Origin of the sequence: Pseudomonas sp. (assembly GCF_051660785.1) — a bacterium.
Taxonomy (GTDB): Bacteria; Pseudomonadota; Gammaproteobacteria; order Pseudomonadales; family Pseudomonadaceae; genus Aquipseudomonas.
Genome location: NZ_JBOFQE010000075.1, coordinates 13,105 through 39,781 on the forward strand (window position 1 = coordinate 13,105; position 26,677 = coordinate 39,781).

19 protein-coding genes and 1 pseudogene are annotated in these 26,677 nt (G+C 60.2%); 12 read left to right on the forward strand and 8 right to left on the reverse strand.

What is annotated here, in order from left to right:
- Positions 1-182: 182 nt before the first annotated feature.
- From prpC to prpD, 4 genes are all read left to right on the forward strand, one after another.
- Complete coding sequence (prpC, locus tag ACRC4F_RS19745) at positions 183-1,310, forward strand: bifunctional 2-methylcitrate synthase/citrate synthase (protein WP_438660846.1); 1,128 nt, start codon at positions 183-185, stop codon at positions 1,308-1,310.
- 203 nt (positions 1,311-1,513) lie between these two features.
- Entirely contained in the window at positions 1,514-4,111 is a 2,598-nt protein-coding gene (acnD, locus tag ACRC4F_RS19750; protein WP_438660847.1) for a Fe/S-dependent 2-methylisocitrate dehydratase AcnD, read from the forward strand.
- A 56-nt stretch (positions 4,112-4,167) separates the two neighbouring features.
- Complete coding sequence (gene prpF, locus ACRC4F_RS19755) at positions 4,168-5,358, forward strand: 2-methylaconitate cis-trans isomerase PrpF (RefSeq protein WP_438660848.1); 1,191 nt, start codon at positions 4,168-4,170, stop codon at positions 5,356-5,358.
- Positions 5,359-5,570: 212 nt separating this feature from the next.
- Positions 5,571-7,055: a 2-methylcitrate dehydratase gene (gene prpD / locus ACRC4F_RS19760; protein WP_438660849.1), complete on the forward strand. Its 1,485-nt coding sequence runs from the start codon at positions 5,571-5,573 to the stop codon at positions 7,053-7,055.
- Between the two features lie 118 nt (positions 7,056-7,173).
- Here the strand turns inward: prpD and ppsR are convergent, their stop codons facing one another.
- Positions 7,174-7,992 carry a posphoenolpyruvate synthetase regulatory kinase/phosphorylase PpsR gene (ppsR, locus tag ACRC4F_RS19765; protein WP_438660850.1) on the reverse strand — a complete coding sequence of 273 codons (819 nt, stop codon included), beginning with the start codon at positions 7,990-7,992 and terminating at the stop codon, positions 7,174-7,176.
- Positions 7,993-8,323: 331 nt separating this feature from the next.
- Here ppsR and ppsA point away from each other — a divergent pair, with 331 nt between their 5' ends.
- The 8 genes from ppsA (at position 8,324) to ACRC4F_RS19805 (ending at position 16,382) form a co-directional block, all read left to right on the forward strand.
- Positions 8,324-10,699 (forward strand): phosphoenolpyruvate synthase, encoded by a 2,376-nt coding sequence (gene ppsA / locus ACRC4F_RS19770; protein WP_438660851.1) that lies wholly within the window; start codon positions 8,324-8,326, stop codon positions 10,697-10,699.
- 98 nt (positions 10,700-10,797) lie between these two features.
- Positions 10,798-11,787 carry an alpha/beta fold hydrolase gene (locus ACRC4F_RS19775; RefSeq protein WP_438660852.1) on the forward strand — a complete coding sequence of 330 codons (990 nt, stop codon included), beginning with the start codon at positions 10,798-10,800 and terminating at the stop codon, positions 11,785-11,787.
- Positions 11,788-11,908: 121 nt separating this feature from the next.
- The gene (rraA, locus tag ACRC4F_RS19780; RefSeq protein ID WP_438660853.1) at positions 11,909-12,400 is read left to right on the forward strand and encodes a ribonuclease E activity regulator RraA; all 492 of its coding nucleotides are present in this window, start codon (positions 11,909-11,911) and stop codon (positions 12,398-12,400) included.
- Positions 12,401-12,427: 27 nt separating this feature from the next.
- On the forward strand, positions 12,428-13,423 hold the full coding sequence (locus tag ACRC4F_RS19785) for a zinc transporter ZntB (RefSeq protein WP_438660854.1): 996 nt from the start codon (positions 12,428-12,430) through the stop codon (positions 13,421-13,423).
- Between the two features lie 63 nt (positions 13,424-13,486).
- Positions 13,487-13,735 (forward strand): hypothetical protein, encoded by a 249-nt coding sequence (locus ACRC4F_RS19790; RefSeq protein WP_007944521.1) that lies wholly within the window; start codon positions 13,487-13,489, stop codon positions 13,733-13,735.
- A gap of 2 nt (positions 13,736-13,737) precedes the next feature.
- Positions 13,738-14,562 (forward strand): mechanosensitive ion channel family protein, encoded by an 825-nt coding sequence (locus ACRC4F_RS19795; RefSeq protein WP_008027407.1) that lies wholly within the window; start codon positions 13,738-13,740, stop codon positions 14,560-14,562.
- Positions 14,563-14,649: 87 nt separating this feature from the next.
- Positions 14,650-15,240, forward strand: a complete 591-nt coding sequence (gene sigX / locus ACRC4F_RS19800) for an RNA polymerase sigma factor SigX (protein WP_429529663.1) — start codon at positions 14,650-14,652, stop codon at positions 15,238-15,240.
- A 107-nt stretch (positions 15,241-15,347) separates the two neighbouring features.
- Positions 15,348-16,382 (forward strand): OmpA family protein, encoded by a 1,035-nt coding sequence (locus ACRC4F_RS19805; RefSeq protein WP_438660855.1) that lies wholly within the window; start codon positions 15,348-15,350, stop codon positions 16,380-16,382.
- A 75-nt stretch (positions 16,383-16,457) separates the two neighbouring features.
- On the opposite strand, the gene cobA is transcribed toward ACRC4F_RS19805, so the two are convergent.
- The 7 genes and pseudogenes from cobA to ACRC4F_RS19840 all read right to left on the reverse strand — a co-directional run bounded on the left by cobA (position 16,458) and on the right by ACRC4F_RS19840 (position 26,665).
- Positions 16,458-17,222: a uroporphyrinogen-III C-methyltransferase gene (cobA, locus tag ACRC4F_RS19810; RefSeq protein WP_438660856.1), complete on the reverse strand. Its 765-nt coding sequence runs from the start codon at positions 17,220-17,222 to the stop codon at positions 16,458-16,460.
- A 10-nt stretch (positions 17,223-17,232) separates the two neighbouring features.
- Positions 17,233-19,821: a nitrate reductase gene (locus ACRC4F_RS19815; RefSeq protein WP_438660981.1), complete on the reverse strand. Its 2,589-nt coding sequence runs from the start codon at positions 19,819-19,821 to the stop codon at positions 17,233-17,235.
- A 33-nt stretch (positions 19,822-19,854) separates the two neighbouring features.
- Positions 19,855-21,206: pseudogene (locus ACRC4F_RS19820) on the reverse strand (FAD-dependent oxidoreductase); the annotation flags it as partial.
- A gap of 422 nt (positions 21,207-21,628) precedes the next feature.
- Entirely contained in the window at positions 21,629-23,302 is a 1,674-nt protein-coding gene (locus tag ACRC4F_RS19825; protein ID WP_438660857.1) for a protein kinase domain-containing protein, read from the reverse strand.
- Positions 23,303-23,309: 7 nt separating this feature from the next.
- Complete coding sequence (locus ACRC4F_RS19830) at positions 23,310-24,521, reverse strand: nitrate/nitrite transporter (RefSeq protein WP_438660858.1); 1,212 nt, start codon at positions 24,519-24,521, stop codon at positions 23,310-23,312.
- Between the two features lie 341 nt (positions 24,522-24,862).
- On the reverse strand, positions 24,863-25,438 hold the full coding sequence (locus ACRC4F_RS19835; RefSeq protein WP_438660859.1) for an ANTAR domain-containing response regulator: 576 nt from the start codon (positions 25,436-25,438) through the stop codon (positions 24,863-24,865).
- 15 nt (positions 25,439-25,453) lie between these two features.
- The gene (locus tag ACRC4F_RS19840; protein ID WP_438660860.1) at positions 25,454-26,665 is read right to left on the reverse strand and encodes a CmpA/NrtA family ABC transporter substrate-binding protein; all 1,212 of its coding nucleotides are present in this window, start codon (positions 26,663-26,665) and stop codon (positions 25,454-25,456) included.
- Positions 26,666-26,677: the final 12 nt, after the last annotated feature.

Here is a 26,677-nt window from a genome sequence, read left to right on the forward strand (position 1 = left end):
AGCAGCGCGAGGCTGCGTTCGAGGCCGAAGGACTCGCAATATCGGGCAACCGTGTTTGCAGGATTTACGACTGCTTTGCAGCCGAACGCAGCCTCGCGCTGCTCGGCAGCTGCTACGAAAAAACATAACCGTGTAGAAATTGCGGATTCCCTGACAAATTCAAGAAAAAACTGGAGACAGCAATGGCCGAAGCAAAAGTACTCAGTGGCGCCGGGCTCCGTGGCCAGGTTGCCGGGCAAACCGCTCTGTCCACCGTGGGCCAGTCGGGCGCAGGCCTGACCTATCGCGGCTACGACGTTCGCGAACTGGCGGCTGACGCACAATTCGAAGAAGTGGCTTACCTGCTGCTTTACGGCGAACTGCCGACCAAGGCGCAACTCGCCGCTTACATCAGCAAACTGGGCAAGCTGCGCGACCTGCCGCAAGCGCTGAAAGAAGTGCTGGAACGCATCCCCGCCGACGCCCACCCGATGGACGTGATGCGCACCGGTTGCTCGTTCCTGGGCAACATCGAACCGGAGAAAGACTTCTCCGAACAACACGACGTGACCGACCGCCTGCTGGCCGCGTTCCCGGCGATCATGACCTACTGGTATCGCTTCAGCCACGACGGCAAGCGCATCAGTTGCGTGAGCGACGAACAATCCATCGGCGGCCACTTCCTGCACTTGCTGCACGACAAGAAGCCAAGCGAATTGCACGTCAAGGTGATGAACGTTTCGCTGATCCTCTACGCGGAACACGAGTTCAACGCCTCGACCTTCACTGCACGGGTTTGCGCCTCGACGCTGTCGGACATGTTCTCCTGCGTTACAGCCGCCATCGGTTCGCTGCGCGGTCCGCTGCACGGCGGTGCCAACGAAGCAGCGATGGAAATGATCGAGCGCTTCAAGTCGCCTGAAGAGGCAATCAAAGGCACCCTCGGCATGCTCGAGCGCAAGGACAAGATCATGGGCTTCGGCCACGCGATCTATAAGGACAACGATCCGCGCAACGAAGTGATCAAGGGCTGGTCGAAAAAACTCGCTGACGAAGTGGGCGACACCGTGTTGTTCCCGGTTTCCGAAGCCATCGACAAGACCATGTGGGAACAGAAAAAACTGTTCCCGAACGCCGACTTCTACCACGCGTCGACGTACCACTTCATGGGCATTCCGACCAAGTTGTTCACACCGATCTTCGTCTGCTCGCGCCTGACCGGCTGGGCAGCGCATGTGTTCGAACAACGTGCCAACAACCGCATCATCCGCCCGAGCGCCGAGTACGTCGGCGTCGAACAGCGCAAGTTCGTGCCAATCGAACAACGCTGAATGGTGTGGGCCTGCACCGGGATCTGAACTCTACGCAGATCCCTGTAGGAGCGAGCCTGCTCGCGATAGCGGTGGGTCAATCGACATCAATGTCGGATATGACTCAGTCATCGCGAGCAGGCTCGCTCCTACAGTGGATTGTGTTCACTTCAGGAGCTGTGCCAGGCCCCACCCTTTGTTATTACCGTGACCGAGTCCTGACGATGAACACTGAATTTCGCAAACCGCTGCCCGGCAGCCATCTGGATTACTTCGACGTCCGTGCGGCTGTCGAAGCCATCCAGCCCGGCGCCTACGACACTCTGCCGTACACCTCCCGCGTGCTGGCAGAAAACCTCGTGCGTCGCTGCGACCCGGCCACGCTCACCGAATCCCTGAAGCAATTCATCGAGCGCAAACGCGACCTCGATTTCCCCTGGTTCCCGGCCCGCGTGGTGTGCCACGACATCCTCGGCCAGACCGCGCTGGTCGACCTCGCCGGCCTGCGTGACGCCATCGCCCTGCAAGGTGGCGACCCGGCGCAAGTGAACCCGGTGGTGCCGACGCAATTGATCGTCGACCACTCCCTGGCCGTCGAGCGCGGTGGTTTCGACCCGGAAGCGTTCGAGAAGAACCGCGCCATCGAAGACCGTCGCAACGAAGACCGTTTCCACTTCATTAACTGGACCAAAAAGGCCTTCAAGAACGTTGATGTGATCCCGCCGGGCAACGGCATCATGCACCAGATCAACCTGGAGAAAATGTCTCCGGTGATCCAGGTGCGCGACGGCGTCGCGTTTCCTGACACTTGCGTCGGCACCGACAGCCACACGCCGCACGTCGATGCGCTGGGCGTGATTGCCATCGGTGTTGGTGGTCTTGAAGCTGAGAGCGTAATGCTCGGCCGCGCGTCGTGGATGCGTCTGCCGGAAAGCGTTGGCGTTGAACTGACCGGCAAGCTACAGCCGGGCATCACCGCTACTGACATGGTGCTGGCGTTGACCGAGTTCCTGCGTCAGCAAAAAGTCGTCGGCGCATGGCTGGAATTCTTTGGCGAAGGCGCCGCCGCGCTGACCCTCGGCGACCGCGCCACCATCTCCAACATGGCACCGGAATACGGCGCCACGGCGGCGATGTTCTACATCGACCAGCAAACCATCGACTACCTCAAACTCACCGGCCGTGAAGACGAGCAAGTGCAGTTGGTCGAGAACTACGCCAAGACTACTGGCCTGTGGGCTGACAGCCTGAAAGGTGCGCAATACGAGCGCGGCTTGACGTTTGATCTGTCCTCGGTGGTGCGCAACATGGCCGGTCCGAGCAACCCGCACGCCCGTGTGGCGGTGTCGGATCTGGCCGCCAAAGGCATCTCCGGTCAGTGGGATGACGTACCGGGCCAAATGCCGGACGGCGCGGTGATCATCGCCGCCATCACCAGTTGCACCAACACCAGCAACCCGCGCAACGTGATTGCCGCCGGCCTGCTGGCGCGCAACGCGAACAAACTCGGGCTGACCCGCAAGCCGTGGGTCAAATCGTCCTTGGCGCCGGGCTCGAAAACCGTGGCGCTGTACTTAGACGAAGCGGGCCTGACCGACGAACTCGAGCAACTCGGTTTTGGTGTCGTGGCCTTCGCCTGCACCACCTGCAACGGCATGTCCGGCGCACTGGATCCGGTGATCCAGCAAGAGATCATCGACCGTGACCTGTACGCCACTGCCGTTTTGTCCGGTAACCGCAACTTCGACGGCCGGATTCACCCGTACGCCAAGAACGCTTTCCTGGCTTCGCCGCCGCTGGTGGTCGCTTACGCCATCGCCGGTACCATCCGTTTCGACATCGAAAAAGACGTGCTGGGCCTGGATGCAGACGGCAAGGAAATCCGCCTGAAAGACATCTGGCCGAGCGACGAAGAAATCGACGCGGTGGTGAAAGCCTCGGTGAAGCCAGAGCAGTTCCGTCAGGTCTACATCCCGATGTTCGCCATCCACGAAGACACCGGCCCGAAAGTGACGCCGCTGTACGACTGGCGCGAGATGAGCACCTACATCCGCCGTCCGCCGTACTGGGAAGGCGCGCTGGCCGGCGCGCGTCCGCTCAAGGGCATGCGCCCACTGGCGGTGCTGCCGGACAACATCACCACCGATCACCTGTCGCCGTCGAACGCGATCATGCTCGACAGCGCCGCTGGTGAATACCTGGCGAAAATGGGCCTGCCGGAAGAGGACTTCAACTCTTACGCCACGCACCGCGGTGACCACCTGACCGCGCAACGTGCCACCTTCGCCAACCCGAAACTGTTCAACGAAATGGTCCAGGAAAACGGCAAGGTCAAGCAGGGTTCGCTGGCTCGCGTCGAGCCGGAAGGCCAGGTCATGCGCATGTGGGAAGCCATCGAAACCTACATGGAACGCAAGCAGCCGCTGATCATCATTGCCGGCGCCGACTACGGTCAGGGTTCGTCCCGCGACTGGGCGGCGAAGGGCGTGCGTCTGGCCGGTGTGGAAGCGATTGCCGCCGAAGGTTTCGAGCGCATCCACCGCACCAACCTGGTGGGCATGGGCGTGTTGCCGCTGGAGTTCAAACCGGGCACCGACCGCCACACCTTGGCCATCGACGGCAGCGAAACTTATGACGTGATCGGTGAGCGTACGCCGCGCGCCGAACTGACGTTGGTGATCAACCGCAAGAACGGTGAACGCGTCGAAGTGCCGGTGACCTGCCGCCTCGACACCGCCGAAGAAGTGTCGATCTATGAGGCCGGTGGCGTGTTGCAGCGCTTCGCGCAGGACTTCCTCGAAGAATCGGCAGTCGCCGTCTAAAACACGATGTGCGGGCAAGGGATTCCAAGTCCCTTGCCCGCTATGAAGGAGCACCCATGGCTCACGCACCGCAAATCAAAATCCCCGCAACCTACATGCGTGGCGGCACCAGCAAAGGCGTGTTCTTCAGCCTGAAAGACCTGCCCGAAGCGGCGCAGGTTCCCGGACCCGCACGCGATGCCTTGTTGCTGCGCGTGATCGGCAGCCCCGACCCGTACGACAAACAAATCGACGGCATGGGCGGCGCGACCTCCAGCACCAGCAAAACCGTGATCCTGTCGAAAAGCACCAAGGCTGATCACGACGTCGATTACCTGTTCGGTCAGGTGTCCATCGACAAGCCTTTCGTCGACTGGAGCGGCAACTGCGGCAACCTGTCGGCGGCGGTCGGTTCGTTCGCCATCAGCAACGGTCTGGTCGATGCCAGCCGCATTCCGCACAACGGCATTGCCGTGGTGCGCGTGTGGCAAGCGAACATCGGCAAGACCATCATCGCCCACGTACCGATCACCAACGGTGAAGTGCAGGAAACCGGTGATTTCGAACTCGACGGCGTGACCTTTCCTGCCGCTGAAGTGCAGGTCGAATTCATGGACCCGGCCGCGGAAGAAGAGGGCGGCGGTGGTTCGATGTTCCCCACCGGCAACCTCGTGGATGACCTGGAAGTGCCCGGCGTCGGCACCTTCAAGGCGACCATGATCAATGCCGGCATCCCGACGATTTTCATCAACGCCGAAGACATCGGTTACACCGGCACCGAGTTGCAGGGCGCGATCAATGGCGATCCGAAAGCCTTGCTGATGTTCGAGACCATCCGTGCTTACGGCGCGTTACGCATGGGTCTGATCAAGGACCTGGACGAAGCGGCCAAGCGTCAGCACACGCCGAAGGTGGCCTTTGTGGCCAAGCCAGCGGACTACGTGTCGTCCAGCGGAAAAACCGTTACGGCGGGTGATGTCGACCTGCTGGTGCGCGCGCTGTCGATGGGCAAATTGCACCACGCGATGATGGGCACGGCGGCGGTGGCCATTGGTACGGCAGCGGCGATTTCCGGGACGTTGGTGAACCTCGCAGCGGGCGGTATCGAACGCAATGCCGTGCGCTTCGGGCATCCGTCCGGCACGTTGCGCGTGGGTGCCGAGGCCAGTCAGGTGAACGGTGAGTGGACCGTGAACAAAGCCATCATGAGCCGCAGTGCGCGGGTGTTGATGGAAGGCTTCGTGCGCGTGCCGGGTGATTCGTTCTGACCCGAATCCCGAGATAGACGCCAAACCCTGTGGGAGCGAGCCTGCTCGCGATGAGGCCATAACATTCAACATCCTTGTTGCCAGTCATACCGCCATCGCGAGCAGGCTCGCTCCCACAGTGGATCGCATTTCAATAATAAGAATGTTGTCACCGACTGAGATTTATCTGAACCGAGGTCCCATCAACGAACCACTTCAAGAGTGAATCGAACATGAGCACCAACGTCGACCAGAACAACCGCCCCGACTACGACACCGTCCTGCAGGACATCGCCGATTACGTCCTCCACTTCAAAATCGAATCCCAGGAAGCGCTGGACACCGCCCGCAACTGCCTGATGGATACGTTGGGCTGCGGCCTGCTGGCCTTGCGCTTTCCCGAATGCACGAAACACCTCGGACCGATCGTCGAAGGCTCCGTCGTTCCGTTCGGCGCCCGGGTTCCTGGCACCAGTTTCCGGCTCGATCCCGTCAAAGCGGCTTGGGACATCGGCTGCATCGTGCGCTGGCTCGACTACAACGACACCTGGCTCGCCGCCGAATGGGGGCATCCGTCCGACAACCTCGGCGGGATTCTCGCGGTGGCCGACCACCTCTCGCAAAAGCGCCTGGCCAATGGCGATGCGCCGCTGACCCTTCGCGCGGTGCTCGAAGCGATGATCATGGCCCACGAGATTCAAGGCGTGATCGCCCTGGAAAACTCCTTCAACCGCGTAGGACTCGATCACGTCATTCTGGTGAAAGTCGCCTCGACCGCCGTCACCGCCAAACTCATGGGCGCCAATCGCGAGCAGTTGCTGTCGGCGTTATCCCATGCCTTCGCCGATGGTCAGGCGTTGCGCACCTATCGGCATGCGCCAAATGCCGGGTCGCGCAAGTCCTGGGCGGCGGGCGATGCGTCCAGCCGGGGCGTGCGCCTGGCGGACATCGCGATGCGCGGCGAGATGGGCATTCCCGGCGTACTGACGGCCAGGCAATGGGGCTTCTACGACGTGCTGTTCAGCCACACCAACAACGATTTGGCGCTCAAGCCCGAAGACAAACGCGCGTTCAGCTTCTCCCGCACCTACGGCACCTACGTGATGGAAAACGTGCTGTTCAAGATCAGCTTTCCCGCCGAATTCCATGCACAGACCGCCTGCGAGGCGGCAGTGACCCTGCATCCACAGGTTAGAAATCGTCTGCATGAAATCGACAAAATCGTCATCACCACCCACGAGTCGGCGATCCGCATCATTTCCAAGGTTGGCCCGTTGGCCAATGCCGCCGACCGTGACCACTGCATCCAGTACATGACCGCCGTGCCGCTGGCGTTCGGCAATCTGGTCGCCGAGCAATACGAAGATGACTTCCATGCCGCGCACCCGATCATCGACGTGCTGCGGGAGAAAATGATCATCGTCGAAGAGCCGCGCTTCACCCGTGAGTACCTGGAAGCCGACAAGCGTTCCATCGCCAACGCGATCCAGGTGTTTTTCAAGGACGGTTCAAGCACCGACAACGTGGTGGTCGAGTACCCGATCGGCCACCGCCGGCGCCGAGTCGACGGGATTCCGCTGCTGGAAGACAAGTTCAAGGCCAACCTGGCGACGCGCTTCACTGCGCAGCGAAGCGCCGAGATTTTTGCGTTGTGCAAGGATCAGGCTGCGCTGGAAGCAACACCTGTTAATCGGTTTGTGGATTTGTTTGTTATCTAGGAGACCGCGTAATCGTTCAATCGCGAGAAGGCTCGCTCCCACAATTGATTTGTGTTCACCGCTGATCAAATGTGGGAGCCAGCCTGCTGGCGATGAGGCCAGAACAGGCAATAGCGAGCTACTTAAAGCGCCGCTCAACCCCTTTCTCCACCAGAATCTTCGCCGAAATCTCTTCCACGGAAAAATGCGTGGAATTGATGTTGGGAATGTTCTCGCGGCGAAACAGGTTCTCCACTTCGCGCACTTCGAACTCGCACTGGGCGTAGCTCGAATAGCGGCTGTTGGGCTTGCGCTCGTTGCGGATGGCGGTGAGGCGGTCCGGGTCGATGGTCAGGCCGAACAGCTTGTGCTGATGGGCGCGCAGGGCGTTGGGCAGTTGCAGGCGTTCCATGTCGTCTTCGGTCAGCGGGTAGTTGGCCGCACGAATGCCGAATTGCATCGCCATGTACAGGCACGTCGGCGTCTTGCCACAACGCGACACGCCAACCAGGATCAGGTCGGCCTTGTCGTAATAATGCGTGCGGGCGCCGTCGTCGTTGTCGAGGGCGAAGTTCACCGCCTCGATGCGTTCCATGTAATTGGAGTTGCCGCCAATGGAGTGGGACTTGCCGACGGTGTAGGAAGAATGCTCGGTCAGTTCCTGTTCAAGCGGTGCCAGGAAGGTCGAGAAAATGTCGATCATGAAACCATTGGAGGTTGCGAGGATCTCACGGATGTCCTGATTGACGATGGTGTCAAAGATAATCGGCCGGAAGCCGTCGGTTTCGGCGGCTTTGTTGATTTGTTGTACCATGGCCCGCGCTTTATCCACGTTGTCGATGTACGGGCGCGTGAATTTGCTGAAGGTAATGTTTTCGAACTGCGCCAGGAGGCTTTGGCCGAGGGTTTCGGCTGTAATGCCGGTGCCATCGGAAATAAAGAAAGCAGATCGTTTCATTTGCACCTTGGGCCTTAAGTGAGTGTCCTGTATCACAAATGCGCACCTTTTAGGCGGCGCCTGTTGTTGCCATACTACGTTGCCGCTCCTCGCCATAGCCAGCTATGACTTGTCGCGGCGCCTTGTCTGGCAACAACAGTCACTCGCCAAAAAGGCACGCATTTGCGACACAGGACACTTGTGACGAATCTTGGATATAGTAGGCGCGATTTGCCGGCCGCCAGTGGCCCGCATTCTCACTTATTTTCCAGGTCCAGGCCATACAGCCGGCAAACGCTCCCCCGAGCACCGGCTTCTGAGCTTTTCCAACACAGTTAGTGGAGAGATCACCTTGGTAGAGTACGTAGTTTCCCTCGATAAGCTCGGCGTCCATGATGTAGAGCACGTAGGGGGCAAGAACGCATCCCTGGGCGAGATGATCAGTAACCTTGCAGGTGCCGGTGTATCTGTGCCCGGTGGCTTCGCCACGACAGCTCAGGCTTATCGTGATTTTCTGGAACTGAGCGGCCTTAACGATCAGATCCATGCCGCCCTCGACGCCCTGGACGTCGACGATGTCAACGCCCTGGCCAAGACCGGTGCCCAGATCCGTCAATGGATCATGGAAGCCGAGTTCCCCGAGAAGCTCAACGCCGAGATCCGCACCGCGTTCGCCACGCTGTCGGCCGGCAACCCTGACATGGCCGTAGCCGTGCGATCTTCCGCTACCGCCGAAGACTTGCCTGACGCTTCCTTCGCCGGTCAGCAGGAAACTTTCCTGAACATCCGTGGTGTCGAAAACGTCATTCGCGCCGCCAAAGAGGTGTTCGCCTCCCTGTTCAACGACCGCGCGATTTCCTACCGCGTCCATCAGGGCTTCGACCACAAGCTGGTGGCCCTGTCGGCTGGCGTGCAGCGCATGGTCCGCTCCGAAACCGGCACTGCCGGCGTGATGTTCACCCTCGATACCGAATCGGGCTTCCGTGACGTGGTGTTCATCACCGGCGCCTACGGCCTGGGTGAAACCGTCGTACAAGGCGCGGTGAACCCGGATGAGTTCTACGTCCACAAAGGCACGCTGGAAGCCGGTCGTCCGGCCATCCTGCGTCGCAACCTGGGCAGCAAGGCCATCAAGATGATCTACGGCGAAGTCGCCACGGCCGGTAAATCGGTCAAGACCATCGACGTGGACAAGGCTGATCGCGCCCGTTTCTGCCTGACCGACGCCGAAGTCAGCGAACTGGCCAAGCAGGCGATGATCATCGAGAAGCACTACAAGTGCCCGATGGACATCGAATGGGCCAAAGACGGCGACGACGGCAAGCTCTACATCGTTCAGGCCCGTCCTGAAACCGTGAAGAGCCGCACCTCGGCCAACGTCATGGAACGCTACCTGTTGAAAGAAACCGGCACCGTGCTGGTTGAAGGCCGCGCCATCGGCCAGCGCATCGGCGCCGGCAAGGTCCGCATCATTAAGGACGTGTCCGAGATGGACAAGGTCCAGCCAGGCGACGTACTGGTCTCCGACATGACCGACCCGGACTGGGAACCGGTCATGAAGCGCGCCAGCGCCATCGTCACCAACCGTGGCGGTCGTACCTGCCACGCGGCGATCATCGCTCGCGAGCTGGGCATCCCGGCCGTGGTCGGTTGCGGCAATGCCACCCAGTTGTTGAAAGACGGCCAGGGCGTGACCGTGTCCTGCGCTGAAGGCGACACCGGCTACATCTTCGAAGGCGAACTGGGCTTCGACATCAAGAAAAACTCCGTCGATGCCATGCCGGACCTGCCGTTCAAGATCATGATGAACGTCGGCAACCCGGACCGCGCCTTTGACTTCGCGCAATTGCCGAACGCCGGTGTGGGCCTGGCTCGCCTGGAGTTCATCATCAATCGCATGATTGGTGTTCACCCCAAAGCGCTGTTGAACTACGACGGTCTGCCGCAGGACATCAAGGACAGCGTCGACAAGCGCATCGCCGGTTACGACGATCCGGTTGGCTTCTATGTCGATAAACTGGTCGAAGGCATCAGCACCCTGGCGGCTGCGTTCACTCCGAAAAAGGTCATCGTGCGTCTGTCGGACTTCAAGTCCAACGAATACGCGAACCTGATCGGCGGCAAACTCTACGAGCCGGAAGAAGAAAACCCGATGCTTGGCTTCCGCGGTGCTTCGCGTTACATCAGCGAATCGTTCCGTGACTGCTTCGAGCTCGAATGCCGCGCCCTCAAGCGCGTGCGCAACGAGATGGGCCTGACCAACGTCGAAATCATGGTGCCGTTCGTCCGTACCTTGGGCGAAGCTAGCCAGGTGATCGATCTGTTGGCCGAAAATGGCCTGGCCCGCGGCGAGAACGGTCTGCGCATCATCATGATGTGCGAACTGCCGTCCAACGCGATCCTGGCTGAAGAATTCCTCGAATTCTTCGACGGCTTCTCCATCGGCTCCAACGACCTGACTCAGCTGACGCTGGGCCTGGACCGTGACTCAGGGATCATCGCTCACCTGTTCGACGAGCGTAATCCGGCGGTCAAGAAGCTGCTGGCGAACGCGATTGCCGCGTGCAACAAGGCCGGCAAGTACATCGGCATTTGCGGTCAGGGCCCTTCGGACCACCCTGATCTGGCCAAGTGGCTGATGGAGCAGGGCATCGAAAGCGTTTCGCTGAACCCCGATTCCGTACTGGAAACCTGGTTCTTCCTGGCTGAAGGTCAAGCTTCGGCTTGATGGTGTGAGTGAAGCCCCGGCCGGCTTAGTGGCTGGGGCTTTAAGATTCAAGTAGGGCGGGCTCCTCTGGATGCCGCCCTTTTTTGTGCAAGAGCATTATGCAAAGCAGCAGCAACCTGTTTCCTGTCGCCCTGATCAGCGCCGAGCGGCGCGGCGATCTGAGCGAAGATGTCTATCGTTTGAAACCCGGCAACAGTCCTGATGGCACTGTGGAGTTGGCTGTGACCCGTTTGGGCATGGCGGACACGCCCGCGCACGGTGGCGTGCCGGTGATTCTGTTGCACGGCAGCTTTTCCAATCGACGGTTCTGGTTCTCGCCGAAAGGGCTGGGGCTGGGTGCCTACCTGACGCGTCTGGGATTCGATGTGTGGATTCCGGAAATGCGCGGCCATGGCCTGTCCCAGCGCAATCAGAACTACCGCAAGAACCGCGTTGCCGACTATGCCCGTTACGACCTGCCGGCCATTGGCGCCTTCGTGCGCGAGCAGAGCGGCCAGGTTCCGCACTGGATTGGCCACTCGCTGGGCGGCATCACCCTGGCGGCGGCGCTGGGTGGCGAATACATTGGCGAACCTGTCGTCGCGTCTGCGGCGTTCTTCGGTACGCAAGTCAGTCGCACTTACTGGCCATTGAAAATTCCACCGGTGGAGTGGGGCGGGCGCTTCATTCTCAAGCGCTTCGCCCAGCTGTCCGGCTCACGGCTCAAGCGCGGCCCGGAGGACGAGCCGATTGGCCTGGCCCTGGAAAGCATGCGCTGGTACGGCCTGTTCGGGCGCTTCGGCGATGCGGACAAGGACTGGTGGGCAGGATTGGCCGGAATTCAGATGCCCGTACTGGCCGTGAGCGCCGCGGGCGATCATCAGGATCCGGCGTGGGCGTGCCGCAAGCTGTTCGATCAAGTGGGTTGCGAACACAAGCAATTTATCAACCTTGGTCGCGAGCAGGGCTTTGGCGATAATTTCGGTCACGTTGAAATGCTCGTCAGCAAAGCCGCTCAAGCCGAAGTCTGGCCGTTGGTGGCACGCTGGCTGGCCAATCAGCAAGCGCCTTTGCTGGGAGATAAGCCGGATTTGGCTGCGGCAGTTTGAGCCTGATGCTCTAACAAGGGCATTTCGCTCTGATCGGCTTGAGGCTAAGATATGACGCATTGAGCTGTTCCGGTCACTTTGCGACACACTCGATTGTCTTCCTCTTTACAGGAGTTTCTCGATGAACCATTACCTCACGCCTGACCTGTGCGACGCCTACCCGGAGCTGGTGCAGGTGCTGGAACCGATGTTCAGCAATTTCGGTGGCCGTGACTCGTTCGGCGGCGAAATCGTGACCATCAAGTGCTTCGAAGACAACTCGCTGGTCAAGGAACAAGCCGAGCTCAAGGGCAGTGGCAAGGTGCTGGTGGTCGACGGTGGCGGTTCCCTGCGTCGTGCGCTGCTGGGCGACATGATCGCCGAGAAAGCCGCGAAAAACGGTTGGGAAGGGCTGGTCATCTACGGTTGCATCCGTGACGTCGACGTCATCGCGCAAACCGACCTGGGGGTCCAGGCCTTGGCCAGCCACCCGATGAAGACCGACAAGCGCGGTATCGGCGATCTCAACGTTGCGGTGACCTTTGCCGGCGTGACCTTTCATCCAGGCCATTACATCTATGCGGACAACAACGGCGTGATCGTTTCGCCAAGCCCGCTGAAGATGCCTGAGTAAAGCCACCGTACCAAACAAGGGGTGAGGATGTTCGAGGAAGAAAACGCGCAGTGGGGGCTGGTGCATGCCCTGGTGCTGGATGATAAAGGCGGTGCGCGTTCGATAGCCCGGACTGAACTCGATGACTTGCAGCTGCAGGCCCATGAAAGCCTGTGGCTGCACTGGGATCGCAGCCACCCGCAAACCAATACCTGGCTGCGCAAATCCAGCGGTTTGAGTGAGTTCAGCTGCGACTTGCTGCTGGAAGAGAACACTCGACCGCGCCTTCTGCCGTTGCCGGACTCCGAGCTGTTGCTGTTTCTGCGTGGGGTCAACCTGAACCCGGGCGCCGAGCCGGAAGACATGGTCTCGGTGCGGATCTTCGCCTCCGCCCAGCGAGTGATTTCCCTGCGTTTACGCCCATTGCGCGCCACCGAAGAGTTATTGGTGCAGCTCGCCGAAGGCAAAGGACCCAGGACTGCCTCCGAACTCATCCTTTATATGGCTCAGTACCTCACCAACAAGGTGCAGGATCTGGTCAGTTGCCTCTCGGAAGTGGTCGATGAGGAAGAAGAAAAACTGGATACCGACGAACGGTATACGCCCGAGCACGGATCCATTTTGCAGATTCGTCGTCGGGCTGCTGCACTGAAACGTTTTCTTGCTCCGCAGCGGGAAATTTTCGGTCAGCTGACACGGATAAAACTGCCTTGGTTCGTCGAAGACGATGGCGATTACTGGAACGAATTGAACAACAGCCTGACCCGTTATCTCGAGGAGCTGGAATTGACCCGGGAGCGGGTGGGGCTGGTCCTGGAGGCCGAAGACAGGCGTTTGAGCGTGCGCATGAACCGCACGATGTACCGCTTCGGGATCATCACCGGGATCTTTTTGCCGATGAGTTTTCTGACCGGTCTGTTGGGTATCAACGTGGGCGGGATTCCGTTCTCCGCAAGCCCCTATGGTTTCCTGATCGCCTGCCTGTTGGTGGGCTCGGTGGCGCTGGGGCAGTGGTGGTTATTCCGCCGTTTGCGCTGGGTGTGACGATGAGCCATGTGACCCGGGCAAATTTGACCGCGTCTTTCACAGACATCACGAGAGGTGCGTATGCACGATCCGTTTGAACAGTCTTTGCGCGACATGCTGAACGCTTCGCCGTCCACCCGAGACGACGATGCGTGTCTGGGGCGTGTCCTGAAAACCGCCAACCGCCAGGTCGGCGCCGGCGATCTGTTCAGCCTGCTGGGCCGCTGGTTGCCCGCGCTGATGATTGCCCTCAATAACGGCTCGGCCCACGTCTCGCCGGTTTCCCGCCACCGTAAACCTACCGTTCGCACCGCTGATAAGGCTGATTGAATATGGAACTTGATCTCTGGACACAGAGCCTCGTCACTGCAATGACTGCGTTATGGACAAAGGTGGCAAATTTCATTCCGAACCTGTTCGGCGCACTGGTCGTGTTGCTGTTGGGTTTTGTCGTTGCGAAACTTTTGGATACTTTGCTGTCCAAGTTGCTCGCCAAGCTCGGCCTTGATCGCCTCATGGGCGGCACCGGTCTGACAAAATTGTTGTCCCGGGCCGGCCTGCAGGTGCCGATCTCGACCCTGATTGGCAAGATTGTCTATTGGTTCGTTCTGCTGATTTTTCTGGTTTCTGCCGCAGAATCCCTTGGACTTGAACGAGTTTCGGCTACGCTTGACATGCTTGCGCTGTATTTGCCGAAAGTATTTGGCGCCGCGCTGGTGCTGCTGGTGGGTGTTTTGCTGGCGCAACTGGCCAATGGGCTGGTGCGCGGTGCCGCGGAAGGTGTAGGGCTGGATTATGCTGCGGGCCTGGGGCGAATTGCCCAGGGCCTGGTGATTATCATCAGTATTTCGGTCGCAATCAGCCAGTTGGAGGTCAAGACTGACCTGCTCAACCACGTGATTGTGATCGTATTGATTACCGTTGGTCTGGCGGTTGCGCTGGCGATGGGATTGGGAAGCCGGGAAATTGCCGGTCAGATTCTTGCGGGAATCTATGTGCGTGAGTTGTATCAGGTTGGGCAACAAGTGCGTGTTGGCGAGGTCGAAGGTCAGATCGAAGAGATCGGCACGGTTAAAACCACATTGCTGACCGATGAGGGTGAGCTAGTCTCTCTCTCCAATCGGATCCTCCTGGAGCAGCATGTGAGTAGCCGCTAACCCGGCAAACCCTGCTAATGTATGCCGCCGCAAAGTGCCCTGTAAGGGTTGCGGCGGACATTGACCTGACTGTCGGCCCGACTTGTTTTGAATAAAGCTCAATCGCTCTCCACGCGCTACGACCCCCGCGAGCTCTCTGATGAGGAGTTGGTCGCGCGCTCGCATACCGAGCTGTTTCACGTAACACGCGCCTATGAAGAACTGATGCGGCGTTACCAACGAACATTATTTAACGTCTGTGCGAGATATCTGGGGAACGATCGCGACGCAGACGATGTCTGTCAGGAAGTGATGTTGAAGGTGCTGTATGGCCTGAAGAACTTCGAGGGGAAATCGAAGTTCAAGACGTGGCTCTACAGCATCACGTACAACGAATGCATCACGCAGTATCGGAAAGAACGGCGAAAGCGTCGCTTGATGGATGCTTTGAGTCTGGACCCCCTCGAGGAAGCGTCTGAAGAGAAGATGCCGAAACCCGAGGACAAGGGTGGACTTGATCGCTGGCTGGTGTATGTGAACCCGATTGACCGTGAAATTCTGGTGCTACGATTTGTCGCAGAGCTGGAGTTTCAGGAGATCGCAGACATCATGCACATGGGTTTGAGTGCGACAAAAATGCGGTACAAACGTGCTCTAGACAAATTGCGTGAGAAATTTGCAGGCGTTGCTGAAACTTAGTTCAGCGCAAATATCTCTTACGTGTAGGCAAGTTCTGATAGACTTGCCGCCGAGTTGTCCCCCGGTTTGCGGGACTGCTTCACAATCACCAGATGGGGATTTAACGGATGAAACTGAAAAACACCTTGGGCTTGGCCATTGGTTCTTTGATTGCCGCCACTTCTTTCGGCGCTCTGGCACAAGGCCAAGGCGCAGTTGAAATCGAAGGCTTCGCCAAGAAAGAACAATTCGACAGCGCTCGTAACTTCAAGAACGACGGCAACCTGTTCGGCGGTTCGGTTGGTTACTTCCTGACCGACGACGTTGAACTGCGTCTGGCTTACGACGAAGTGCACAACGTACGTGCAGACGATGGCAAGAACGTTAAAGGCGCTAACACCGCTCTGGACGCTCTTTACCACTTCAACAACCCAGGTGACATGCTGCGTCCTTACGTCTCTGCCGGTTTCTCGGACCAGAGCATCGACCAGAATGGCAGCAACGGTCGTAACCGTTCTACCTTCGCCAACGTTGGCGGCGGTGCCAAGCTGTACTTCACCGAGAACTTCTACGCCCGTGCCGGTGTTGAAGCTCAATACAACATCGACCAAGGCGACACCGAGTGGGCTCCAAGCGTCGGTATCGGTGTGAACTTCGGTGGCGGCTCCAAGCCTGCTGCTGCTCCAGTTCCAGCACCAGCTGAAGTCTGCTCCGACAGCGACAACGATGGCGTGTGCGACAACGTTGACAAGTGCCCGGACACCCCAGCCAACGTAACTGTTGACGCTGATGGCTGCCCAGCAGTTGCTGAAGTTGTTCGTGTTGAGCTGGACGTGAAATTCGACTTCGACAAGTCGGTAGTCAAGCCTAACAGCTACGGCGACATCAAAAACCTCGCTGATTTCATGAAACAGTACCCATCCACCACCACTACTGTTGAAGGTCACACTGACTCCGTCGGTCCTGACGCTTACAACCAGAAACTGTCCGAGCGCCGTGCAAACGCCGTTAAGCAAGTTCTGACCAACCAGTACGGTGTTGAATCGACCCGCGTTCAGTCTGTTGGCTACGGCGAATCCCGCCCAGTTGCTGACAACAAAACTGAAGCTGGTCGCGCTGTAAACCGTCGCGTAGAAGCGCAGGTTGAAGCTCAAGCTAAGTAATTAGCCCGCAGCTCTGAGAAAAGCCCGGCTTAGGCCGGGCTTTTCTTTGTCTGCGATTTGGTGAATCAGGGAGATTCAGGCTGATTGATCGGCCGCCATCGCGGGCAAGCCACGCTCCCACAGGGCCGGTGTTGCACGGGCTGCTACGGTTCCAATGACCAGGATCGCCGGGCTTTTCAGTTCGAAGCCGTGGGCATCTTCTTCCATGGCCGTCAGATCGCTGCGACATTCCCGTTGGTGCGGCAAGGAAGCGTTTTCAATCATCGCCACCGGCGTATCCGCCGCCATCCCCCCAGCCAGCAGCTGCTCGCGAATTTCGCTCAGCTTCGCCACACCCATGTAAACCACCAGCGTCGTGCCGCCCTGGGCCAGGGCCTGCCAGTTCAGGCTGCTGCCATCCTGGGTATGAGCGGTGACCAGCGTCACGCCGCGGGCAACGCCTCTGAGTGTCAGTGGAATATCGCATTGGGTCGCACCCGCCAGCCCGGCCGTGATGCCGTTGACCAGTTCGACGTCGACACCGCGCTCGCGCAGCCACTGCGCCTCTTCGCCACCGCGACCGAAGATGCACGGATCGCCACCCTTGAGCCGTACCACGCATTTGCCGTGGCGGGCATAACGCAGCATCAGGCGATGAATGAAGGCTTGAGGCGTGGAGCGACAGCCTCCGCGTTTGCCTACAGCAATGATCCGCGCGCCGGGGCAATGCTCCAGCACCGCCTCATTGACCAGATCGTCGATCAACACCACGTCCGCTTCTCTCAACGCCCGAACGGCCTTGAGTGTCAGTAATTCAGGGTCGCCGGGACCCGCACCCACCAGCCAGACTTTTGCGCTCATAGTGCTTTCCTCACGAGATGACGGCGATCGGCTGCACGGTGGCAGCCAGCAGGCGCTTGATTTCCGGTACGCAGGAACCGCATTGCGTGCCGCAACCCAATTCTTGTTTCAAACCTTGCAAGTCCAGCCCACGGCTGATGCCGGCGCAGACCGCGCCTTGACTGACGTTCTTGCAGTTACACAGAATTTTTGTGGCCGGTGCCGGCGTTCCGGCGTTGCCCGGTGGCGCGCTCAGCGGCGCCAGCAGCCAGCGCCGCAGTTGTTCGTCGGCGCGGCCCTCAAGCCAAAGGTTTTGCAACCAGTGCTGGGCGAGGGTTTCGCCGGCCAGGCGAATCGCAGTGATCCGGCCGTTCTCGATTCGCACCCGTTTGCCGATGGAACGCTTTGGGTCGTCATAGGCCAATACCGGACCGTCGATGAGCGCCAGGCATTGGTCGATATCACGCAGCAATTGCGGATCTGGCGCGCCGGCGCTGGCAGCGCGTATCAGCAGCGCGGGCCGCTCGCGGCCGATCAGGCTGAGGCTGGCGTAGGAAAACGCCTCACAGAGTGGTCGTAGCGTCTCAAAATGCTGTTGAACATTGCCCTCTACCAGGGCGAACAGCTGCCAAGGCAGGTTTACAGGCTCGATTCGGACGCCGCTGTGTTTCAGTTCCGGTTGTTTCGACAGCGGATCGAAGGCGGGCAGGGTGAGGGTATTCACCCCGCCCTTGAGAAAGCGGTCGCCAAAGTGCATCGGCAGAAAGGCTTGGCCGGGCCGTACGCTGTCGTCGCTGGCGACTGGCACGATCACCGCGCCGCGACGACTTTCCAGACTGATCAGCTCGCCGGGTTGCAGGCGATTCCGGCTCAGTTCATCCGGGTGCAGGCTCAATACGGCTTCACTGACATGCCCGAACAACTGCGCGGCGGTGCCGGTGCGACTCATGCCGTGCCATTGATCGCGCAAGCGACCGGTGATCAGCGTCAGCGGGAAGTGTGCGTCGCGCTGTTCCTTGGCGGCGCGATAAGGATCAGCCACAAACTTCGCGCGTCCGTTGGCGGTCGGGAAAATTCCGTCCAGATACAGGCGGGCGGTGCCTGTGCTGGCGCCAGCGGGGAAGGGCCATTGTTGAGGGCCGAGACGGTCGATCAGCCCATGACTGATACCGGACAGGTCCAGATCACGCCCGCGAGTCAGGTGTTTGTATTCGTCGAAGATCTGCGCTGGCGTTTCAAAGGCAAACAGGCTGTTTTGCCCAGGGCGCAGCTGTTTTTCCAGGCGTTGTGCGAAATCCACGGTGATCGCCCAGTCGGAACGCGCTTCACCCGGTGCAGCGATGGCCCGGCGAACATGGGAAATACGCCGTTCGGAGTTGGTCACCGTGCCGTCCTTTTCGCCCCAGCTGGCGGCGGGCAACAGCAGGTCGGCGAACGCAGCGGTTTCGGTGGTGCGAAAGGCTTCCTGCAACACCACGAACGGGCAGACCTCCAGGGCGGCGCTCACGGCGGTCTGGTCCGGCAGCGATTGCGCGGGGTTGGTGCAGGCGATCCACAGGGCTTTGATTTTTCCGTTTCGAACCTGCTCAAACAGTTCGATTGCGGTGAGGCCGGTGTTTTCCGGCAGGTGATCAACGCCCCAATAGGCCGCCACTTGCGCGCGATGCTCGGCATTGGCCGCTTCGCGATGGCCTGGCAGCAAATTCGACAGACTGCCGGTTTCCCGTCCGCCCATGGCGTTTGGCTGACCGGTCAGGGAGAAAGGTCCTGCGCCGGGACGGCCGATTTGCCCGGTGGCCAGGTGCAGATTGATCAGCGCACTGTTTTTAGCGCTACCGGCGGTGGACTGGTTCAGCCCCATGCACCACAGCGACAGAAATGTCTTCGAGGTGCCGACCCATTCGGCGCATTGCTGCAGTTGTTCGATCTCGATCCCGCACAGCTGCGACACCATTTGCGGCGTGTAATCGCGCACCAGGTTCTTCAGCTCGGCCAGACCTTCGGTGTGAGCCTGGATGAAGTCGCGGTCGATCCAGTCTTCCCACAACAGCAGGTGCAAAATCCCATGGAACAACGCGACATCGGTCCCGGGAAGAATCGCCAGGTGCAGGTCAGCCAAATCGCAGGTGTCGGTACGACGTGGATCGATGACGATGACTTTCATCTGCGGACGGCGGGATCGGGCTTCTTCCAGGCGGCGAAACAGTACCGGGTGAGCGTAGGCCATGTTGCTGCCGACGATCATCACGCAGTCGCTCAACTCCAGGTCTTCGTAGCTGCATGGCGGCGCATCAGCGCCCAGGCTGCGCTTGTAGCCGACCACTGCGGACGACATGCACAGCCGCGAATTGCTGTCGATGTTGTTGGTGCCCACCAGCGCTCGTGCCAGTTTGTTGAAGGCGTAATAATCCTCGGTCAGTAACTGTCCGGAGATGTAAAACGCTACGCTGTCGGGCCCGTGTTCAGCGATGGTTTGGGCGAAGACATTGGCCGCGTGATCGAGGGCAGTGTCCCAGTCGGTACGACCGCGAGCCAGGCCTTTGCCCAGGCGCAGTTCGGGATACAGCGCTCGCGCGGTCAAGTCGCCCGTCAGATGCAGGGTCGAACCCTTGCTGCACAATTTGCCGAAGTTGGCCGGGTGGCTTGGATCGCCGCTGACGCCGAGGATGTGCTCGCCGTCATGCTCGATCAGCACGCCACAGCCGACCCCGCAGTAGCAGCAGGTGGAAGCGGTGATCTGGTTCATCAGCTTGCTTCCCGGCCAGGGTGTCCTGCGTCGCCGAGGGCCAGCCCCAGAAACGAAGAGCTGCCAAACATCAGGTGGTCGCGGATCTCGTCGATGGCGTGATTCTCACGGATCTGCCGGAAATACCAACCGCCATCTTCCGTATCGCCGTACAGACAGGCGCCGACCAGCACGTCATCCTTGATCACCAGTTTTTTGTAGACCCCGCCGATCGGGTCGGAAAGGGTGATGGTTTCGGTGCCTTCGCCGCCCATGAAGTCGCCGGCGGAAAACAGGTCGATGCCGGTGACTTTCAATTTGGTCGAGGTCACCGAGCCTTTGTAGGTGGCGAAGCCCAGTTGCGCGAGGTGGTTGGCGCAGACCTTGGCTTGCTCGAACAACGGCGCGACCAGGCCGTACGCGGTGCCACGGTGGCTGGCGCATTCACCGATGGCGTACACCCGAGGGTCGTAGGTTTGCATCGTGTCATTGACCAGAATCCCGCGAAGGCAGGGGATGCCGGATTTTTCCGCCAACTCTGTACGTGGGCGGATACCGGCGGCCATGACCACCAGGTCGGCGGGGATGATGTCGCCGTTCTTGAATTCAACCGAGCCGACCCGGCCGTCGCCAGCATCGTGCAGGGCCTGGGTCTGTTCGTTCAGGCGAAAGTGCAGGCCACGGGCTTCCAGGGCAGTTTGCAGGAGTTGGCCACTGGTTTTATCCAGTTGCCGTTCCAGCAGCCACTCACCGATGTGCACGACGGTGACGTGCATGCCGCGCAGCATCAGGCCGTTAGCGGCTTCGAGGCCGAGCAGGCCGCCACCGATCACCACGGCGTGCTTGTGGGTTTTTGCGGTGTTGATCATGGCCTGGGTGTCGGCGATGTCGCGGTAGCCGATAACGCCCTGCAAAGTGTTGCCGGGAATCGGCAGGATGAACGGGGTCGAGCCGGTCGCGATCAGCAGGCGGTCGTATTCGGCCTCGGTGCCGTCTTCGGCGATCACGCGGCGTTTGATCCGGTCGATCTCCACCACTTTGCGGTTGAGCAGCAACTTGATGTTGTTGTCCAGGTACCAGTCGAGATCGTTGAGTTCGATCTCTTCGAACGTCTGCTCACCGGCCAGTACCGGCGACAGCAGGATGCGGTTGTAGTTGGTATGGGGTTCGGCGCCGAAGACCGTGATGTCGTACAGCTCATTACTCAGCTTGAGCAGTTCTTCCAGGGTGCGAACCCCGGCCATGCCGTTGCCGATCATCACCAGTTTTAGTTTTTTCATCAGGTTCTCCGGGGAGCTCGGACCCGCCTCGACAGGCGTTCAGGTCTTGCTCGACATATTTTGCGCAAACAAAAAAAGGCGTCCCGCTAGTTGCCTAGCGAGGACGCCTTTGTCCTGGTCCCGTTCTCTCGGGAAGCGCACCCTTCGTCGTTGAAGGCTGGGCTTTATGTCTGTTGGGAGAGGTAATGCAGTGGTTGTGCCAAGTCGTTGATGATTCGGGTTTAGTGGGCTCTGAGCAGGATTTCAGGGTCACACTCACTGTTTCTGCACCGATTCGAGGCGGGTTGCCCGGTCTTGGCGCATGTGAAACTTGTGGCGAGGGAGCTTGCTCCCGCTGGGCTGCAAAGCAGACCCAAACATTCTGCGACCGCTGCGTGGTCGAACGGGAGCAAGCTCCCTCGCCACAGTGGATCTGGTTCGAGTCAGGATGAGTGAAACAGCAAAACCAATAGCACCAGATTCACCACCAACGACACCAGCGCCAACGTCCGCCAGACCTTCAACGGTTCACGCTCCAGCAGCGGCCTGGGCCGCACACTCAAACTGCGTCGCTCGCCCTGTTCCAACAGCAGCAACCATTCTTCCGCCGTTTCAAAGCGCTGGCCCGGATCCGCCGCCACCGCGCGCTCCAGGCTTTGGGCGATCCAGTCCGGCAGGTCGGGGCGGTAGCGGCTGGCGCTGACGGGGATACCAAACCGTGGACGCTGGAAGGCTTCGATCTCGCCGTAGGGGTAATGCCCGGTCAACAGGAAATACAGGGTCACGCCGACGGCATACAAGTCCTGCTGCGGCGTCGGTGCGTCACCGCGAAAGGCTTCCGGCGCGATATAGCTCGGTGTTCCGGGCAGGGTCGTGGGCTGATCCTCGGACAGACCCGGGCAGTAGGCGAGGCCGAAATCCAGCAGACGCAACTCACCGTCGTCCCCCAACAACAGGTTTTCCGGTTTGATGTCGCGGTGAAGAATTTGCCGGCGATGCAGCATGCCGACGGCCTTTAGCAGGCGCTCGGCCAGGTCCTGCCACTGCGCCAGCGGCAACGCTGCAACCCGTTCGTGCAGTTCGGCGAGGGTCGATCCGCTATATTCGCGCATCACGTAGTACAAATGCTGACGCTGACTGGCGGCATGAACTTCAGGGAAATGCCGTCCGGCGACACGCTTGAGAAACCATTCCTCCGAGAGTAATGCCTGCCCGGCCAGGTGATCGTCGCACAGTGCAGCGGGCAAGGTTTTCAGCAACCAGGGTTGTTGTTGGCTGTCGCGAACCCGATAGAGCAGTGACTGCTGGCTCTGGCCGAGAATCCCTTCGACCTGCCAACCCTCGAACGTCTGGCCCGGTTTCAGTGCGGGTGGCAGCGGCCATTGCTGCAAATGAATCAACGCGTCGCCGATGCTCGTTTCACCGAGGGCATCGACCCGCACCAGCAGAGCGCTGGCATTGTCCTGGCTGCCGGCCAGATGCGCTGCGCTGACCAGGGTTTGCGCAGCGCTGTGCAGGTCCGGTTGATCGCGCAGAATCGCGGCAATGGCCGTGTCGCCCAGCACAGCCCAGATGCCATCGCTGAGCAGCACAAAGCTTTCGTTTAACACCAACTCGCCATCGAGAAAATCCAGGACCAAATGCTGATCGAGCCCCAGTGCCCGTTTGAGCACATGCTGCATGCCCGGCTGGTCCCAGACGTGATCCTCGCTGACCCGTTGCAACGTGTCGGCGTGCCAGCGATAAACCCGGCAATCGCCCACATGGGCCAGGGTAAAACGTCTACCCCGCATGACCAAAGCGCTGACCGTGGTGAGCAGCGGTTGCCCGCCGCCATTGGCCTGCAACCAGCGATTTTGCGCCAATAACAGGCGGTCCAGCGCCTGCGCGACACCCCAGGTTTCCGGGGTGGCGTAATAGTCCAGCGCCAGGGCTTGCAAGGTCGAGCGGGCAGCGAGACCGCCGTCGGCGCACTGGCTCACGCCGTCGGCGATGGCGAACAGGTAACCCTTGCTCGCCGCCAGCGCCGGGGCCGGAGTGACCAGGCGCAGGGCGTCCTGATTTTCCTCGCGAGGGCCGATGGCGCTCGCTTCGGCAAAACTCAGTTGCAGGCTCATTAAGACTTCAGACTCGAGCAGCGGTCACGGCTGCCGAACCCCAAGTGGTTCTCCAGCGACGTTTCACCCCGTGCAGACCAAACCAGGCGAGCACGCCGAGGCTGGCGAACAACCACAAGGCCAGTTGATAGCTGCCGGTGCTTTGCTTGATCGCGCCCATACCTGCCGCGAGGGCGAAGCCGCCGATGCCGCCGGCCATGCCGATCAAACCGGTCATCACGCCGATCTCCCGACGAAAACGCTGCGGGACCAGTTGGAAAACCGCGCCGTTACCTGCACCCAGACCGAGCATGGTGCAGACGAAAAGCGCCAGTGCCGCGTAGGAACTCGGCAGGTTGAAACCCACCGCCGCGATGCAGATCGCTGCGACCGTGTACATCCCCAGCAAGGTGCGAATCCCGCCGAATCGATCGGCCAGCGCGCCGCCCAAAGGACGCATCAGGCTGCCACCGAACACGCAGGCCGCGGTGTAGTAGCCGGCGGTCACCGGGCTCAGGCCGTATTGGTCGTTGAAGTAGCCGGGCAGGGCGCTAGCCAGACCGATGAACCCGCCGAACGTCACGCTGTAGAAAAACATGAACCACCAACTGTCGCGGTCGCCCAATGCCTTCAAGTAGTCGGACATGGACTTGGCTTTCGGCCGTTCAGGGGCGTTTTTGGCCAGCCAGGCGAAGACGATGATGGTCAGGATCAGCGGGATCAGGGCGAAACCGAACACGTTGCTCCAGCCGAAAGCGGCGGCCAGCACCGGAGCGATCAATGCGGCGAGCACGGTGCCCGAGTTACCGGCACCGGCGATGCCCAGGGCTTTGCCTTGATGCTGCGGCGGATACCACTGCGAGGCCAGCGGCAGCGCGACGGCGAACGACGCACCGGCCATGCCGAGGAACAGGCCCAGCACCAGCGCTTGCTCGTAGCTGTGGATGCCGAGTTTCCAGGCGCCAAACAGTGCACAGATGACGATCACCTGGCCAATCAGCCCGGCAGTTTTTGGCGACAGGCGATCAGCCAGCAAGCCCATGACAAAGCGCAGCACGGCACCGGCCAGAATCGGCGTGGCCACCACCAGCCCGCGCTGTTGGGTGGTCAGGTGCAGGTCGGCGGCGATCTGCACCGCCAAGGGGCCGAGCAGGTACCAGACCATGAAACTCAGATCGAAATAGAGAAACGCCGCGAACAATGTCGGCGTATGACCGGATTTCCAGAAGCTTGAATTCATCGCGCACCTCAGCTGTAGGGAGTCTCGAGAAAGAGTCAGAAGCTTGCAGGTGGGGCGCCGCATCGGCCGCACCACCGGCCCCGATCTGCGGGGCCAAAACAAAAAAACGCCGCCACCGGATTCGCCATGGGCAAATGAGGTGAGCGACGTCTTTGTCGTAGGTGGGGCAACCGCCGTTGGTTACCTGTGTGGATTACTTAGCCAGATTTGTGCCAACACTTTGATACCGAGTTGTGGCCAATCGCGAGCAGGCTCGCTCCCACAGTTATTTTGTGTACGACGCAATTCCCCTGTGGGAGCGAGCCTGCTCGCGATGGGGCCCTGAAGGGCACCGCAATACCTCAGCCAAGCAGTTCACTCATGGCAATAATCTGCTCCGCCACCTGAATCAGCTTCTGCTGCCGGCTCATCGCCTGGCGCCGCATCAGGGTGTAGGCCTCTTCCTCGTTGCAGTCCTTCATCTTCATCAGCAGCCCTTTGGCCAGCTCGATGCGCTTGCGCTCGGCCAGTTGCTGGTCGCGGGCGTTGAGTTGGGCGCGCAGGGCCTGGTCGCTTTCAAAGCGCGCCATGGCCACGTCGAGAATCGGCTGCAAGCGTTGTGCGTGAATGCCTTCGACGATGTAGGCACTGACCCCGGACTTGATCGCCTGGCGCATCACTTCGGGGTCGTGTTCGTCAGTAAACATCACAATCGGCCGCGGCTGATCGCGTGAAACCAGCACCACTTGCTCCATCACATCGCGGCTCGGTGACTCGGTATCGATCAGGATCACGTCCGGACGCACCGTTTCGACGCGCGCGGGCAGGTCAATGGTCAGGCCGGATTCGTCGATGACCTCGAACCCGGCCTCGGTCAGGGCCGCTTTCAAACGGCCGACTTTCTTCGCAGTGTCGTTGATCAGCAGGATACGCAACATATTGGCAGTCTCCTGTCAGCGGCTGGCGATTCGGTGCGAGCTGTCGCTCATGGCATGCAGCTTGAAACTGCGGGCATAGCCAGCAGGGTCGGAGCCGTCCCAGATTTTGCCGTCGATCAACTGGCTGCCGCGCATTTCCTGCCCCTCAAAGGCCACACCGACTGCACTGGCGGCCTCACGGTACAAGTCTAGTTGCTGGACCTGACGGGCCACGCCGAGGTAATCCGGGTCGTCGCGCAACAAGCCCCAGCGGCGGAACTGGGTCATGAACCACATGCCGTCGGACAAGTACGGCAGGTTGACTTCGCCGCCCGCATGGAAGCGCAACGCGTGCGGGTCCAGCCAACGATTGCCGAGGCCATCGGCGTAGTCGCCGAGCAAGCGCGGTTCGATGCAATCGAGCGGTGCATCGAGGTATTCGGGTGCGCTCAACAGCTTCGCGGTGCTGCGGCGGTTTTCGCTGCTTTCTTCGATGAAGCGACTGGCTTCGAGGATCGCCATCACCAGCGCCCGGGCGGTGTTGGGGTATTGCTCGACAAAGGCGCAGGTGCAGCCGAGGACTTTTTCCGGGTGATCGGGCCAGATGCTTTGGCTCGTCGCCATCGTGAACCCCAGGTTTTGCTTCACTGCGCTGGCGGACCACGGCTCGCCGACGCAGAAGCCATCGATGCGCCCGGCTTGCAGGTGCGCGACCATCTGTGGCGGCGGCACCACCACGCTGTCGACGTCGTGCAACGGATGAATGCCCTGGCTCGCGAGCCAGTAATACAGCCACATGGCGTGGGTGCCGGTAGGAAATGTCTGGGCGAAGGTCAGTTTTGGGCGACTTTGGTGCACGTGCCCGTGCAGTGCTTCAGGACTGGTCACCCCGCAGGCTTGCAAACCGTGAGAAAGATTGATGCTCTGGCCGTTCTGGTTCAGGCCCATAAGCACCGCCATGTCGGTCGGCGCTACGCCGCCGATGCCCAGGTGCACGGCGTAAATCAGACCGTACAGGCTGTGGGCGGCGTCGAGTTCGCCGCTGACCAGTTTGTCCCGCAAGTTAGCCCAGGATGACTGGCGCTTGAGGTTCAGGGTCAGGCCGTAAGGCTGTGCGAAACCCTGCGTGGCCGCGACCACCACGGAGGCGCAGTCACTCAGGGCCATGAAGCCAAGATTGATTTCAGTCTTTTCCGGGGCATCGCTGCCATTGACCCAGGCCAACGGGCCCGCTGTAGTTTCATTCATGGCTAACACCTT